This is a genomic window from Streptomyces sp. NPDC015345 (assembly GCF_043078805.1).
Classification (GTDB): Bacteria; Actinomycetota; Actinomycetes; order Streptomycetales; family Streptomycetaceae; genus Streptomyces.
Genome location: NZ_JBIBTX010000004.1, coordinates 677,108 through 691,578 on the forward strand (window position 1 = coordinate 677,108; position 14,471 = coordinate 691,578).

Annotated in this window: 9 protein-coding genes; all 9 read left to right on the plus strand. The window is 72.5% G+C overall.

Annotation, left to right across the window (positions count from 1 at the left end):
* Positions 1 to 23: 23 nt before the first annotated feature.
* From ACF062_RS20195 to ACF062_RS20235, 9 genes are read left to right on the plus strand one after another with little or no spacing between them, the layout of a single operon-like run.
* Positions 24 to 1,349 (plus strand): nucleotide sugar dehydrogenase, encoded by a 1,326-nt coding sequence (locus tag ACF062_RS20195; RefSeq protein ID WP_392139905.1) that lies wholly within the window; start codon positions 24 to 26, stop codon positions 1,347 to 1,349.
* Complete coding sequence (locus ACF062_RS20200) at positions 1,339 to 2,616, plus strand: glycosyltransferase family 4 protein (RefSeq protein WP_392139907.1); 1,278 nt, start codon at positions 1,339 to 1,341, stop codon at positions 2,614 to 2,616. Before ACF062_RS20195 ends, ACF062_RS20200 begins: the two co-directional genes overlap by 11 nt.
* On the plus strand, positions 2,613 to 4,007 hold the full coding sequence (locus tag ACF062_RS20205; protein ID WP_392139909.1) for a Wzz/FepE/Etk N-terminal domain-containing protein: 1,395 nt from the start codon (positions 2,613 to 2,615) through the stop codon (positions 4,005 to 4,007). Before ACF062_RS20200 ends, ACF062_RS20205 begins: the two co-directional genes overlap by 4 nt.
* On the plus strand, positions 4,004 to 5,566 hold the full coding sequence (locus tag ACF062_RS20210; protein WP_392139911.1) for a Wzz/FepE/Etk N-terminal domain-containing protein: 1,563 nt from the start codon (positions 4,004 to 4,006) through the stop codon (positions 5,564 to 5,566). Before ACF062_RS20205 ends, ACF062_RS20210 begins: the two co-directional genes overlap by 4 nt.
* 3 nt (positions 5,567 to 5,569) lie before the next feature.
* Positions 5,570 to 7,495, plus strand: a complete 1,926-nt coding sequence (gene asnB, locus ACF062_RS20215; RefSeq protein WP_392139913.1) for an asparagine synthase (glutamine-hydrolyzing) — start codon at positions 5,570 to 5,572, stop codon at positions 7,493 to 7,495.
* Between the two features lie 37 nt (positions 7,496 to 7,532).
* Entirely contained in the window at positions 7,533 to 9,728 is a 2,196-nt protein-coding gene (locus ACF062_RS20220; protein ID WP_392139915.1) for a bi-domain-containing oxidoreductase, read from the plus strand.
* Positions 9,725 to 11,689 carry an alginate lyase family protein gene (locus tag ACF062_RS20225; protein ID WP_392139916.1) on the plus strand — a complete coding sequence of 655 codons (1,965 nt, stop codon included), beginning with the start codon at positions 9,725 to 9,727 and terminating at the stop codon, positions 11,687 to 11,689. Before ACF062_RS20220 ends, ACF062_RS20225 begins: the two co-directional genes overlap by 4 nt.
* An 8-nt stretch (positions 11,690 to 11,697) precedes the next feature.
* Entirely contained in the window at positions 11,698 to 13,221 is a 1,524-nt protein-coding gene (locus tag ACF062_RS20230) for a right-handed parallel beta-helix repeat-containing protein (RefSeq protein ID WP_392139918.1), read from the plus strand.
* Position 13,222: 1 nt separating this feature from the next.
* Positions 13,223 to 14,467, plus strand: a complete 1,245-nt coding sequence (locus ACF062_RS20235; protein ID WP_392139920.1) for an O-antigen ligase domain-containing protein — start codon at positions 13,223 to 13,225, stop codon at positions 14,465 to 14,467.
* Positions 14,468 to 14,471 lie beyond the last annotated feature (4 nt).

Consider the following 14,471-nt stretch of genomic DNA (forward strand, 5'->3'; position numbering starts at 1 on the left):
CTGCCCGGGGGGAGGAACCGGTCATGAGAGTAAGCGTCTTAGGGCTCGGCTATGTGGGCTGCGTGTCGGCCGCATGCCTGGCCGGCCTGGGGCACGAGGTCATCGGGGTGGACGTGAACCAGGTGAAGGTCGACCTGGTCAACGACGGCAAGGCCCCGGTGGTCGAGGAAAGGATCGGCGAACTCGTCACCGAGGCCGTGGCGGCGGGAACACTCCGCGCCACCGGCGACGTCCGAGAAGCGATCCTCAACAGCGACGTGTCGCTGGTCTGCGTGGGCACGCCGTCGGAGCCCAACGGCAGCCTGTGCACCACGTACTTGGAGAGGGTCACCGAGCAGATCGGTGCCGCGCTGGCGGATCGCGGTGCGGGCAGCGGGCGGCACACCGTCGTGTTCCGCAGCACCATGCTCCCGGGCACCTGTCTGAACCTGCTGGTACCGATCCTGGAGAAGTACGTCGGCGGCACGGCCGGAGTGGAGTTCGGGGTCGCGGTCAACCCGGAGTTCCTGCGCGAGGGCACCAGCGTGCGGGACTTCTTCGACCCGCCCAAGACCGTCATCGGCGAACTGGAACCGGTGAGCGGTGACGCGGTGGCGGCGCTGTACGACGGCCTGCCCGGCGAGGTGTTCCGGGTACCGGTCCCGACGGCCGAGGCGATCAAGTACGCGGACAACGCCTTCCACGGCCTCAAGATCGGCTTCGCGAACGAGCTGGGCGCCGTGTGCCAGGCGCTGGGGGTGGACTCGCACCAGGTGATGGACGTGTTCCTGGCCGACCGCAAGCTGAACATCAGCCCCGCCTATCTGCGGCCCGGCTTCGCCTTCGGCGGCTCCTGCCTGCCCAAGGACCTGCGCAGCCTGGTCCACGCGGCGAAGCGGGCCGATGTCTCCGTACCCATCCTGTCCCACGTGCTGCCGTCCAACTCCGACCACTTGCAGCGTGCGGTCGAGCTGGTCGAGCGCACCGGCAAACGCCGGGCCGGACTGTTCGGGCTTTCCTTCAAACCCGGCACCGACGACCTCCGCGAGAGCCCGCTCGTCGAACTGGCGGAGAGGCTCTTCGGCAAGGGGTACGACCTGCGGATCTACGACGCCAACGTGAGCCTGTCCCGGTTGCTCGGCGCCAACCGCGAGTACATCGAGACCCGGCTGCCGCACCTCGCGCAACTGCTCGCGGGCTCCGTCGAGGAAGTGCTCGAACACGCCGAGGTGTGCCTGGTCGGGACCAGCGACCCGGCCGTGCTGTCGGCACTGCCCCACGGCGAGAGCCCGGTGATCGTCGACCTCATCCACCTCCCCGACGCCGAGGCGCGCCGGGCCGAACCGGGGTATGTGGGCCTTGCTTGGTGACACGTCGTTCGATGACACAGCCGGCGGCCACAAGCCCGACCGGCGCGCGCTGATCCTGGTCGAGAACCTGTCGGTGCCGTTCGACCGGCGGGTGTGGCAGGAGTGCACGACGCTGCGTGACGCGGGGTGGGAGGTGCACGTCATCTGCCCCCGGGGCGCGAAGCGGGACACGGAGCCGGAGGCGGAGATCGACGGGGTGCGGATCCACCGCTACCCCTTGCGTGCCGCCACCGGAGGGCCTGCCGGCTACCTGCGGGAGTACGGATCGGCGCTGTGGCACACGGTCCGCCTCGCCCGGAAGGTCGGCCCGGTCGACGTGGTCCACGCCTGCAACCCGCCCGACCTGCTGTTCCTGCCCGCACTGTGGCTGAAGCGGCGCGGCGCGCGGTTCGTCTTCGACCAGCACGACCTGGTGCCCGAGCTGTACCTCTCCCGGTTCCACCGCGGCAAGGATTTGCTCTACCGCGGTGTGTGCGCGCTCGAGCGGATGACCTACCGGGCCGCGGACGTCGTCCTCGCCACGAACGAGAGCTACCGGGACGTCGCGGTGCGCCGAGGCGGCCGGCGGCCGCAGGACGTCTTCGTGGTGCGCAGCGCGCCTGACGCCGACCGGTTCCACCCCGTACCGCCCGAGCCCGAGCTGAAGCGCGGCAAGCCCCATCTGCTGTGCTACCTCGGCGTCATGGGCCCGCAGGACGGCGTCGACTACGCCTTGCGGGCCCTCGCGAAGCTGCGCGACGAGCTCGGGCGGAGCGACTGGCACGCGGTGTTCGTCGGCGCGGGTGACACCTTCGACGCGATGGGGGAGCTGTCCCGGCGGCTCGGGCTCGCGGAGCAGGTTCAGTTCACCGGGCGCATCCCGGACGCCGACCTGGCGCGCTACCTGTCCACCGCGGACGTGTGCCTCTCCCCGGACCCGCACAATCCGCTCAACGACGTGTCGACCATGAACAAGGTCCTGGAGTACATGGTGATGGGCCGGCCCATCGTCTCCTTCGACCTGCGGGAGGCCAGAGTCTCCGCCGGTGACGCCGCCCTCTACGCGCCCGCCAACGACGAGGCCGCGTTCGCCGGGCTGATCGCGCTGCTCCTGGACGATCCGGAGCGGCGGGCCCGGATGGGCAAGACCGGCCAGGAGCGGATCGGCGGAGAGCTTTCCTGGCGGAACTCGCAGGCGTCGCTGCTCGCCGCCTATGCGGCTGCCTGCCGCGACCACGCCCCGGTGACAGGCGGACCGGTCCGGGCCCGGAGGAGGCAGCGCAGTTGAGCGATGATCCGATACGCCTGGTCACGATCGGGCGGATCCTCCGTCGGCGCGGGCGGCTGCTCATCGTCGTCGCCGTGGTGGGCGCCCTCGTCGGCTACGGCACCTCGCTGCTGTTCCCGCCGAGGTACACGACGTCGACATCGGTCTTGCTGGCGGGAGAGTGGGAGGAGCGCGAGCTGCTGACCCAGGCGGAGATCGCCGCCAGTTCGGCGGTGGTCGACCGCGCCGCCGCCACGCTCGACTGGAACGGCGTCGCAGGCAGCGAGCTGCGGGACCGCGTGAGCGCCGAGGCCGCCGACGGGAACATCATCAAGATCTCGGGGACGGCCGAGAGCCCGGAGCGCGCGCAGCGGCTCTCGGACCAGGTGGCCCGGCAGTTCGTCGCCTTCGCCGCGCGGATCGCGGGCGACGACACCGACCCCGACGCCGCGGCGGGGCCCGAGACGCTGCGGCAGAAGGTGGTGCAGACCAACCGCCGCATCTCGGACCTGGCCGGCGCCGCCGACCCGGGGCGGACCGTGGAGGGCGTGCAGGCCCGCACCGAACTGGAGAAGCTGCGCACCGCGCTGCACGAGGCCATGAAGAAGCTGGACGAGGCCGGCCCGGCGAGTGGCAAGGCCGACCTGGTCGTCATGGGACCCGCCGCCCGGCCGACCGGCGAGGCGCCGCCGACGAGGACGCAACTCATCGCCGCCGGGGCGCTGTTGTTCTTCCTGCTCGCGGTCGTCGGCCATCTCGCCGCCGCACGGACGAACCGCCGACCGCGCACCGGAGGGGAGATCGCCGCGGCGCTCGGCTCGACGCTGCTCGGCACCGTCGACGTATCCGGCGAACGGCTCCCGCACCGTCCACCGGGCCGCGACCCGCGGGCCTGGGCCCGCCGACTGCTGGGCATCGACACTCCATGGGACATCCCGGCCCCGCAGCCGTCCGGCGGCGAAGCGGGCCGACAGCTCCGCTACCGGCGGGTGTGCGCTCGCCTCCGGGACCAACTACCCGCCCCCCGGCGACTGCTGGTCGTCGTACCGGAGGGCGACGAGATCGCCCGCCGGGCCGCCGGGCAACTCGTCGCCGAGGCCGAGAGCGGCCATTCCCCGAACTCGCCGAGCAAGGACTGCCCCATGCTGCGCGTGGTGGAGGTCCCGGTGGCCCGGCCGCTGGTGCCGGACCGCGACACCGAGTCCGGTGCCCTGGTCGTCCTCAGCGCGGGCAGCCGGACCGCCGAGGAGCTCGTCGGCATCGCCGAGGCGTGCGTGGACGCGGGGCACGAGGTAGTCGGGACCGTCGTTGCCGGCACGGTCCGGACCCGCTCAGCGGGGGTCGCCGGCCGCTCCGCGCGTCACACCCCCGCCGCGGTCGCGGTGGGCGACGACGTGAGGGGCTCAGGGTGACGACGACCAGGACTCCGGAGCCGTCGGCCGCCGCTCCGCTCATCGACTTGCAGGCACTGGTGGTGGCGGTGCGCAGGCGCCGCCGCCTCTGGTGCTTTCTGGCGCTGCTGGGGCTGCTGGTCGGCGCGGCGGTGGCGGTCCTGCGGCCACCGCCGCCCACCGCGGTGACCAAGGTGCTGGTCACGCACAAGGAGGACCAGCCGAACGACACCGGAACGCTGATCCGCACCGACGTCGAGCTGCTGGGGACCACACGGATCGCAGACAACGCCCTGCGCGCCCTCGACTCCCCGGAAAAACCAGAGGACTTCATGCGGGACTACCGCGGCACCGGCCTGACCAACAACCTGCTGCGGATCGAGGTGACAGGCGACAGCGACACGGAGGCGGTGGCCCGCGCCAAGGCGCTCGCCGACGCGTTCGTCGAGGACCATGTGCGGCGGATGCGGGAGACCGCGAAGGCCGAGGCCAAAGCCCTGCTCGACCAGCGCGACCGCATGCGGGACGAGCTGGGCAAGGTCAACAAGGCGATCGGCGACCGGTCGCCGGAGACCGAACCGAAGGATGCGGCGAGCATCGAGACGCTCTTCGCCCGCCGGGCCGAACTCAACTCCCGAATCGCCGACTTCGACCAGCGCGCCGAAGAGGCACGCATCGGCACGCCCCGGCTCGTCGCCGGTACCCAGATCGTGGACGCCCCGCGCGCGGTGCGGCACTCCCTGCCCAGGACCGCCGCCACCAACGCCGCGATCGGGCTCGTCCTCGGGCTCGTCCTCGGGCTCGCGGTGGCCGCGGTCGGCGCGGTGGTGGCGGACCGCCCCGTGCTGCGCCGGGAGATCGCGGCGAACCTGGGCGCCTCGGTCATCGCGGAGCTGCGCCACAGGTCCTTGCGGTCGCGCGGGCCGTGGCAGCGCCGCAGGACCCGTGCGGCACGCGAACGCCTCACCACGACCCTGGCCCGCGCTGTACGCGGCTCCACGGCACCGGTGTCGCTCCTCGAACTGGGCTGCGCGCGCGGCACGAGCGTGATCGCCGTGGACCTCGCCCGGGCCCTGGCGGCGGAGGGGCCGGTGGTCGTCGTCGACGGGCTGCCGGGCCCGCCGCTCGCGGGCCGCCGCCCCGAGCCGGGAGACCCGACCGTGGTCAGCGGCGAGCGCGCCGCGGCCACGGCGCAGCGAGAGCTCCGGCTCGGCGTCGGCTCGGTCGCGCCCGGCACGGCGTGGACCGACCTCCCGTACCTCGGCAGCCGGACCGTGCTCGTCGTGCGTGCCGGGCACGCCGGCGCCGCCTGGCTGCACACCGTGGCGCGGCAACTCGCGGACCAGCGCATCGCGGTGCTCGGCGTGGTACTGATCGACCCGGATCCGCGTGACCGGACCGACGGCACGCTGTGGGACGGCACGGACATCGCGCTGCGGGGCCGGAGCGAGCGGCCGGCCCGGCAGAGCGGTGGGGGTACCTCCCACGCCGTTCAGGCAGTGGGGGAGGGCCGGCCGCGGACGGAGCGGCCGCCGATGTGGGCCACACGAGTCACGGACACCGACCAGGAGGCACGGTAGAACATGTGTGGCATCGCAGGCACTTACCGGTGGCCGGACGGGAAGGCCGTGACCGACCGGCTCACGGACACCCTCGCCCACCGCGGCCCGGACGGGGCGGGCCGGTACGGCCACGCCGCCGGTGACGGCGAAGTGCACCTCGGACACCGCCGATTGGCCATCATCGACCTGTCCGGGACCGGCGCCCAGCCGATGGTCTCCGGCGGCCTCGCTCTCACGTACAACGGCGAGCTGTACAACGCCCCCGAGCTGCGTGCCGAGTTGGCCGCATCCGGGGTGCGCTTCCGCGGTACCTCCGACACCGAGGTGCTGCTCGAGGCCTGGCGGCGCTGGGGCACCGACTGCCTGCCCCGGCTGCGCGGCATGTTCGCGTTCGGGATCTTCGACGAGCGGACCGGCGACCTGGTGCTCGCCCGCGACCAGCTCGGCGTCAAGCCGCTGTTCCTGCTGCGGCGCGGCGAGGGCCTGATGTTCGCCTCCGAGCTCAAGGCGCTCGCCGCCGTGAGCGGCGGATCGCTGCGGGTGGACCCCGCGGCGCTCGTGGCCTCGCTGCTCTACTACTGGGTGCCGGACTCACGCTGCGCGTTCCGCGAGGCGGAGAAGCTGCCGCCCGGGAGCTGGCTCCGGTGCCGGGCCGACGGCCGCGTGGAGCGCGGCCGGTACTGGCACCTGAAGGACGTCGCCGCCGCAGGCCAGGAGCGGGCCCACAGCGGCGAGCAGCCGGACCTGGCCGCCGTCGTCGAGGAGTCGACCCGCCGGCATCTGCTCTCCGACGTACCCGTGGCGACCTTCCTCTCCGGTGGTCTCGACTCCAGCTACCTGACCGCGCTGGCGGCCCGCCACCGGCCCGGGATCTCCGCGTACACGATCGGGTTCCGAGCCGAGGACGCCAAGTTCGAGGCGATGCCGGACGACCTGCGCTACGCCCGGCAGGTGGCCGAGCGGTTCGGCGTCGACCTGCACGAGATCGAGATCGCCCCGAACGTCCTCGACCTACTGCCGCGGATGACGCACCACCTGGACGAACCGATCGGCGACCCCGCCGCGATCAACACCTTCCTGATCTGCTCGGCCGCCCGCGAGGCCGGCATCAAGGTGATGCTCTCGGGGATGGGTGCCGACGAGCTGTTCGCCGGGTACCGCAAGCACCTGGCCAACCTGCTGGCGCTGCGCTACCAGCGCGTCCCGCGGCCCCTGCGGCGCGGCCTGTCGAGGGCCGTGGACCGGCTGCCGGTCGCCACGGCCCGCCGGGGGTACCGGTCGGTGCGCTTCGCCAAGCGGTTCCTTTCCTTCGCCGATCTGCCGGAGGAGACCGCCTTTAGGCGCAGCTACACCATGTACGACCGGGAGGAACTGCTCGCACTGATCGATCCGGACCTCGCCGGGACGGTCGAGGACGTACTGACCGAGCATGCGGACATCTACCACGACAACGACCTCGACGACCTCGTCAACCGCATGTGCCTGGGCGACGCGCGGATGTTCCTGCCGGGCCTGAACCTCGCCTATACGGACCGCTCCAGCATGGCCGCGTCGACCGAGGTGCGGGTGCCGTATGTGGATGTCGAGGTGGTCGAGGCGGCGTTCGCCGTGCCCGGTGACCGCAAGATCGTCGGACGGCAGGGCAAGGCCGTCCTCAAGGAGGCGGCCGGCTCGGTCCTGCCCCGGGAGATCGTTTACCGGCCCAAGGGCCTGTTCAGCGCCCCGCTGCGCGCCTGGATGAGCCGGGATCTGGCACCGCTGGTCCGTGAGGTGGTGCACGACGGCGTGCTCGTCGGCGCGGGAATCCTGCGCCGCGACGCGCTGGCGCGGATGGTCGCCGAGGACGCGGCCGGCCGGCGGGACTTCTCCAAGCATCTGTGGCATGTGCTGACCCTCGAGTACTGGTACCGCGGCGCGACCTCCGGCTCCGGCCGGACCGCCCCCTGACGGGGCCCTGAAAGACGTGGAAACAGAAGGAGTTCGGGTGAAGCAGGTCGTACAGAACTACAAGAGCGGCGAGCTGGCGGTGCTCGACGTGCCGGTGCCGGGGTGCAAGCCGGGCGGTGTGCTGGTGCGCAGCGCCTACTCGCTGATATCCACCGGGACCGAGCTCATGAAGGTGTCCGAGGCCGGCATGTCGATGCTGGGCAAGGCCCGCTCCCGGCCCGACCAGGTGGCCAAGGTCGTGCAGAGCGTGGCCACCAACGGAGTGCCCGCCACCTACCGCAAGGTGATGGGCAAACTGGACTCCTACACGCCGCTCGGCTACTCGTTGTGCGGGGTGGTCGAGCAGGTCGGCGCCGGGACCGACGACGTGAAGGTCGGCGACCTCGTGGCCTGCGCCGGCAATGAGCACGCGTTGCACGCCGAGTCGAACTGGGTGCCGAAGAACCTCTACGCCCGGGTGCCCGATGGTCTCGCGCCGCGGCACGCGGCCTTCGGCACCGTCGGGTCGATCGCGTTGCAGGGCGTCCGCCGCGGCGAGTCACAGCTCGGCGACGTGGCGCTGGTCATCGGCCTCGGGCTGATCGGACAGCTGGTGGTACAGCTCCTGACCGCCTCGGGAGTCCGCGTCGTCGGCGTCGACCCCGACCGGGAGCGCTGCGCACTGGCCGAGCGGCTGGGCGCCGCGGCCTGCGGCGATCCCTCCTCCGCGGCCGTGGAGGCCACCGTCGCCGAACTCACCGGCGGCCACGGCGTGGACCAGGTGTACCTGGCCGCCGGCGGCGGCAGCAACCAGCCCGTCGAGCTGGCCGCCCGGCTCTGCCGGGACCGCGGCCGGGTCGTCGACATCGGCAAGTGCCGCCTGGACCTGCCCTGGAACGCGTACTACGAGAAAGAGCTCGACGTCCGGTTCTCCCGCAGCTACGGCCCCGGACGCTACGACCCGGAGTACGAGCTGGAGGGGCGCGACTACCCGATCGGCTACGTGCGCTGGACCGAGCGCCGCAACCTGGCGTGCTTCCTCGACCTCGTCGCCCGCGGCCGCGTCGACGTGGAGCCGCTGGTCTCCCACATCGCCGACTTCGACGACGCCGTCGAGACGTATCAGCGCCTGAAGGACGGCGAAATGAAGGCGGTGGCCGTGCTGTTCCGCTACCCCGGCCACGCCGAGAACACAGCGGAAGCCGAGGCCCCGGCCGTGGCCGTGCCCGAGGTGCGGCGCAACGGCGTGGTGCCCGCCCCGGTCCGGGCCGCCAAGACGCCGGTACGGCTCGCGTTCGTCGGCGCGGGGAACTACGCGACGTCGATGCTGCTGCCGCACCTGGCCCGGCGCGACGGCGTCACGCTGTCGACCGTCGTCACCACGACGGCGCTGTCCGCGGCCAATGCCAAGCGGAAGTTCGGCTTCGCAGAGGCGACCACCGACCTCGACGCCGTGCTCGGCGACAAGTCCATTGACGCGGTGTTCGTGGTCACCCGGCACAGCTCGCACGCCGAACTGACCCGAAGGGCCCTCCTCGCCGGCAAGACGGTGTTCGTGGAGAAGCCCCTGGCCCTCACCGAGGACGAGCTGACCGGCGTGCTCGCGGCGGTGGAGGAGTCCGGCAACGACCGGATCCAGGTGGGCTTCAACCGCCGGTTCGCGCCGCTGCTGCAGGAGGCCCACAAGCGGTTCGGCGCCCGGACCGGCCCGGCGAGCCTGCGCTACCTGGTCAACGCCGGGCGGCTGGACCACGGCAGCTGGTATCTCCGACAGGGCGCCGAGGGCTCGCGGTTCACCGGTGAAGGCGGGCACTTCATCGACACGGCGAGCTGGCTGCTCGGGGCCGACCCGGTCTCCGTGTACGCCCTCGCCCCGCCCGGCGACGAAGACCTCCAGGTCGTGCTGCGCTACCCGGACGGGTCCACGGCCACCATCAGTTACGTCACCAGCGGCGCGTCCGGCTTCCCCAAGGAGACGCTGGACCTCGTCGCGGACGGCAAGGTGCTCAGGCTCGACGACTTCGTCCGCGCCTCCGTCCACGGTGGCCGCCGCAAGCGGTGGGTCAGTTCACGGCTGCCCAGGGCCCGGGACAAGGGGCAGTCCGCCGAGCTGGCCGCGTTCGTCAAGGCCGTGCGGACCGGCGGGCCGATGCCGGTGCCGCTGGAGTCGCTGGTCGCCACCACGGCGGCGACCCTCGCCGTCCGGGCGGGCCTGGCCGGCGGCGCGCCGGTGACGCTGGCGAGGGCGCGATGACGGTGGGCTCGGCGAGCGCGGGCTGGTACCTGCGGCGGCTGTCCCGGATGGGACCGCGGGAGATCGGCGGCCGGGCGGGTGACGCGGTGCGCAGGCGGCGGTGGCGGTCGGCGCGGCCGGAGTGCCCGAGCGTGACCGGCGCCCGGTTCACCGCGGTCCTGCCCGCCGGGACGATCGCCACGGTCCCGCCGGACGCCGCGAAACGTCTCGTCGCCGAGGCGGACCGGCTGCTGGCCGGGCACGTCGAGTACTTCGGCGTGGACCGCGACGACCTGGCCGACCCGGACTGGTGGTACGACCCCAAGACCGGGCGCAGGGCCCCGTGGGGCTACGCCTTCGACGTGCCGTACCGCGACGAGAACGCGGCCGGTGACATCAAGCAGATCTGGGAGCTGTCCAGGCATCAGTACCTCACCGTGCTCGCCGCCGCCTACGCCGTCACCGGGAACGAGCGGTACGCCGAGCGCGTGGCCGAGCACCTGCGCTCGTGGTGGGCGTCGAACGCGCCGCTGCGCGGAGCGCACTGGATCAGCGGCATCGAGCTGGGGGTCCGGCTGCTGTCCTGGGTGTGGATCCGCCGCCTGCTCGACGACTGGCCGGGCGCGGCCGCACTGTTCGAGGACAACCCGGTGGCGCGCCACCAGATCTGGCACCACCAGCGCTGGCTGGCCGCCTTCCCCAGCCGGGGCTCCTCGGCGAACAACCACGTCATCGCCGAGGCCGCCGGGCAGTTCGCCGCGGCCTGCGCCTTCGGGTGGTTCCCCGCCTCGCCGCGCTGGCGGTCCGACGCGCTGCGGTCCCTGGAGCGGCACCTGAAGAGCAACACCTTCGGGTCGGGCCTCAACCGCGAGCTGGCCACCGAGTATCACGGCCTCGTGCTGGAGCTCGGCCTGGCCGCGCTTGCCGAGGCGGACGCCGCGGGCGTGCCCGTCCCCGCTTCCGTCCGGCTGGTGCTGCTGCGGATGACCGACGCCCTCGCGGCCGTCGTGGACAGCCGATTACGGCCGCCGCGCCAGGGGGACGCGGACGACGGCCACGGTCTGGTCCTGGACGGCACGGGCACCGACCGCTGGGCGTCCCTGCTGGCCACCGGGGACGCCGTGTTCGGCCGGCTCGACTGGTGGCCGGCGGTGACCGCCACCGACGTCCGCACCCCGCTGCTGACCGCGCTCATCCGGCCGTACGCGAAGAACGGGACCGCACCGGCCGTGACCCGCCCCCCAAGCAGGCCAGGTCACTTCACCGACGCGGGCATGACCATCCTGCGCGGCCCGGGGGAGATCTGGTGCCGCTGCGACGGCGGTCCGCACGGCTTCCTGTCCATCGCCGCGCACGCCCACGCGGACGCGCTGTCGCTCGAGGTCCGGCACGACGGGGTCGACGTGCTCGCCGAACCCGGCACGTACTGCTACCACGGGGAGCCCGCATGGCGGCGGTACTTCCGGTCGACCCTCGGCCACAACACCCTGCAACTGGACGGCGCCGACCAGTCCGTCTCCGGCGGGCCGTTCCTGTGGACCCGCCACGCCCGCAGCCGCGTCCTGGTCGCCGAGACATCCGGTGACGTGGCCCGCTGGTGTGCCGAGCACGACGGCTACCGCCCCTCGGTGCACCGCCGCCGGGTGGAGCTGACGGCCGCGAGCCGGGAGCTGAGGGTCGTCGACGAGGTGCGCGGCCCGGGCCGGTCCGTACGCCTGGCGTTCCACCTCGGCCCGGCGATCACCGCGGACCTGGCGGGGGAGCGGGCCGTGCTCACCTGGACCCGGGACGGCGAGGAACGCTCCGCGGTGCTCGACCTGCCCGAGCAGCTGCGCTGGCGGGCGCATCGCGGCGAGAGCGATCCGCCCCTCGGCTGGTACTCCGCCGGCTTCGGGCGCAAGGAACCCGCCACCACGCTGGTCGGCACCGGCTTCACCGACGGCGCCGATGGGTTCACCACCGTGCTCGGATTCCGGGGCTAGGGGGACTCGTGGGGAGGAAGTGGCGGAGCTGGGTGCTCCCGGCGGCGGCGCTGGCCCTGCTGGCGGCCGGCTGTGAGAGCACTCCGGACGCCCGGAAGAAGCCGGCCGCCGCACCCTCGACGTCCGCGGCCCGGCCGGTGGCCCGCGTGTGCGCCGAACCGGCCGCCGGACCGGCGAAGGCACCCGCGGGCGCGGTGACCGTCGACCCCGCGAAGGTCGGCGACCTGGCCACGAAGACCAAGAAAAGCCCCCCGAACACCACGTTCTGGCTCCGGCCGGGCAGACACAGGCTCCAGCCGGACCGCTACGCCCAGGTCGTCCCCAAGAAGGGCAACCGCTACCTCGGAGCGCCGGGCGCGGTGCTCGACGGCCGGAAGGCCAACCAGTACGCGTTCGGCGGCAGTGCCCGCGACGTCACCATCCGCCACCTGACCGTGCAGCGCTTTGTGGCGCCGCCGGACGAGGGCGTGGTCAACCACGACTCGGCCGACGGATGGGTGATCGAACACGCGACGATCCAGCACAACTCCGGTGCCGGACTGATGGCCGGTGCCCGCCAGCGGGTCCGCGCCAACTGCCTGCGCGGCAACGGCCAGTACGGCATGAACGCGTACAAGGCGACCGGCCGGCTCAGGGACCTGGTGGTCGAGGGCAACGAGATCGTCGGCAACAACACCGACGACTGGGAGCGGCGGCGCAAGGGCTGCGGCTGCACCGGAGGCATCAAGTTCTGGGCCGTCGACGGCGCCGACGTGCGCGGCAACTGGGTGCACGACAACCGCGGAACGGGACTGTGGGCGGACACCAACAACAACGACTTCCGCATCGAGGACAACGTCCTGGAGACCAACGACGGTGCCGCGCTGATCTACGAGACCAGCTACAACGCGGTCATCCGGAAGAACACGATCCGGCGGAACAACTGGGTCGAGGGCCGCAGATACGCCGACCGCGGCGACAACTTTCCGTTCGCGACCGTCTACGTGTCCGAGTCCGGCGGCGAACCACGGATCCGGGCCCGCACGGACAAGATCGAGATCTCCCGGAACCTGCTGGAGAACAACTGGTCCGGCATCACCCTGTGGGAGAACGCGGACCGGTTCTGCAACAGCCCCGCCAACACCTCGTCCGGTGACTGCACGCTGCTGGTGAAGGACACCGACCGCTGTGCGCGGCCCGCGATCGCCACCGCACCGCTCTACGGCGACTGCCGGTGGAAGACCCAGCGGGTGGACATCCACGACAACCGCTTCGTGCTGGACAAGTCCGTCGTCGACTGCGCGGCGAAGTGCGACCGCATGGCGGTCCTCGCCAACTACGGCACCTATCCGGAATGGTCGCCCTACCAGGGCGAGCGAGTGGCCGAGGCGATCACCCGCAAGCAGCACAACCGCTGGCACGACAACACCTACCTCGGACCATGGAGGTTCGTGGCCCACGACCCGAGCCGCGTACTCGACTTCGGACAGTGGCAGAGCACGCCGTACCGGCAGGACGCGGGCAGCACCTTCCGCGCACGGGACGGTGGCTGAGATGAACACACGCCACATACCGGGCGCGGACCACACGCCGAAGACGGTCGGGGCGGTCTGGGGGCTGCTCGTCCTCAACACGCTCGGCTCCACCGGGGCGAGGACCATCGTCCCGCTGCCCCGCTCCCTCATCCAGATGGTCACCATGGGCGCGCTGGTCGCCGCGTTCGCGCTGGCGCTCGCGGTCAATCTCCGGCTGCGCATCCGGGCCGGCGCCTTCCTGTTCCTGCTCACCCTGCTGCTGGTGCCGAGCGTGATCTCCAGCGCGGGCCTTGAGTCCGGGTTCGGCGCGCTGTTCCGCTGCGCCCGGCTGGCGCTCTTCGTCGCCACACTGTGGCTGCTCAGCCGCTGGTGGGACGGGAGCGTGACGTTCGTCCGGCACCACATCCGGATGTACTTCGCGGTGCTCGGCTCGGTCGCCGCCGGCCTGGTCATCTCACCTGGCGCCGCCCTGCCCGAGCTCTACGGCGGACGCCTCGTCGGCGCCCTGTGGCCGCTCACCCCGCCGCAGATCGGCCAGTACGCCGCGGCGATCATCGGGCTCACCGTGCTGCTGGTCCTCGGCCGCCGGACGGACCGGGGCGGCGCGGCGGTCGTCATCGTCCCCTCACTCGTCCTGCTCGCGCTGACCCATACCCGTACGGCCACACTCGGTCTGCTCATCGGGCTCGCGGCGGCGATCGGCTCCCTCGTCCTGACCAGCGCCGCCGCCCGCCGGTTCTTCACCTGGGCGGTGCTGTGCGCCGCCGTGGCCGCGGTGGGGTTCGGCTCCGCGGTGCGGGCGTGGTTCCTGCGCGGGCAGAGCCAGGAGTACTTCACCAGCTTCACCGGCCGCGAGAAGGTCTGGGACGCGCTGCTGGCAGCCCCCCGGACGACCTCGGAGCGGCTGTTCGGCATGGGCCTGGGCGACAAGTCCTTCGGCGGCCTGCCGATCGACAACAGCTGGCTGGCCGTCTACCACGAGCAGGGCCTGACGGGCGCCGCCATCGTGGCGCTGATCGTCGTCGTCCTCGCCGGTGTCGCGTTGCTGCGGCCGCCGTCGCTGCCGAGGGCGTGCGCGATCTTCCTGATCAGCTACTGCGCGATCGCGTCGTACACCGAGGCCGGGCTCGGTGACGCCTCGCCGTATCTGCTGCATCTGGCCGTGGCCGCCTCCCTGTTGGCTGCACCTGCGGCGGCCGTGCCTCCCGCGGCGCCCGAAGCCCCCCGACGACGCGTCCCGCGATGGGCCAGGAACGAGAGGTGAACGC

Bases quoted from the DNA above. Each gene is read 5' to 3' on its own strand.
- ACF062_RS20195 (WP_392139905.1), top strand. From the start codon at position 24: ATGAGAGTAAGCGTCTTAGGGCTCGGCTATGTGGGCTGCGTGTCGGCC.
- asnB (WP_392139913.1), top strand. From the start codon at position 5,570: ATGTGTGGCATCGCAGGCACTTACCGGTGGCCGGACGGGAAGGCCGTG.
- ACF062_RS20225 (WP_392139916.1), top strand. From the start codon at position 9,725: ATGACGGTGGGCTCGGCGAGCGCGGGCTGGTACCTGCGGCGGCTGTCC.
- ACF062_RS20235 (WP_392139920.1), top strand. From the start codon at position 13,223: ATGAACACACGCCACATACCGGGCGCGGACCACACGCCGAAGACGGTC.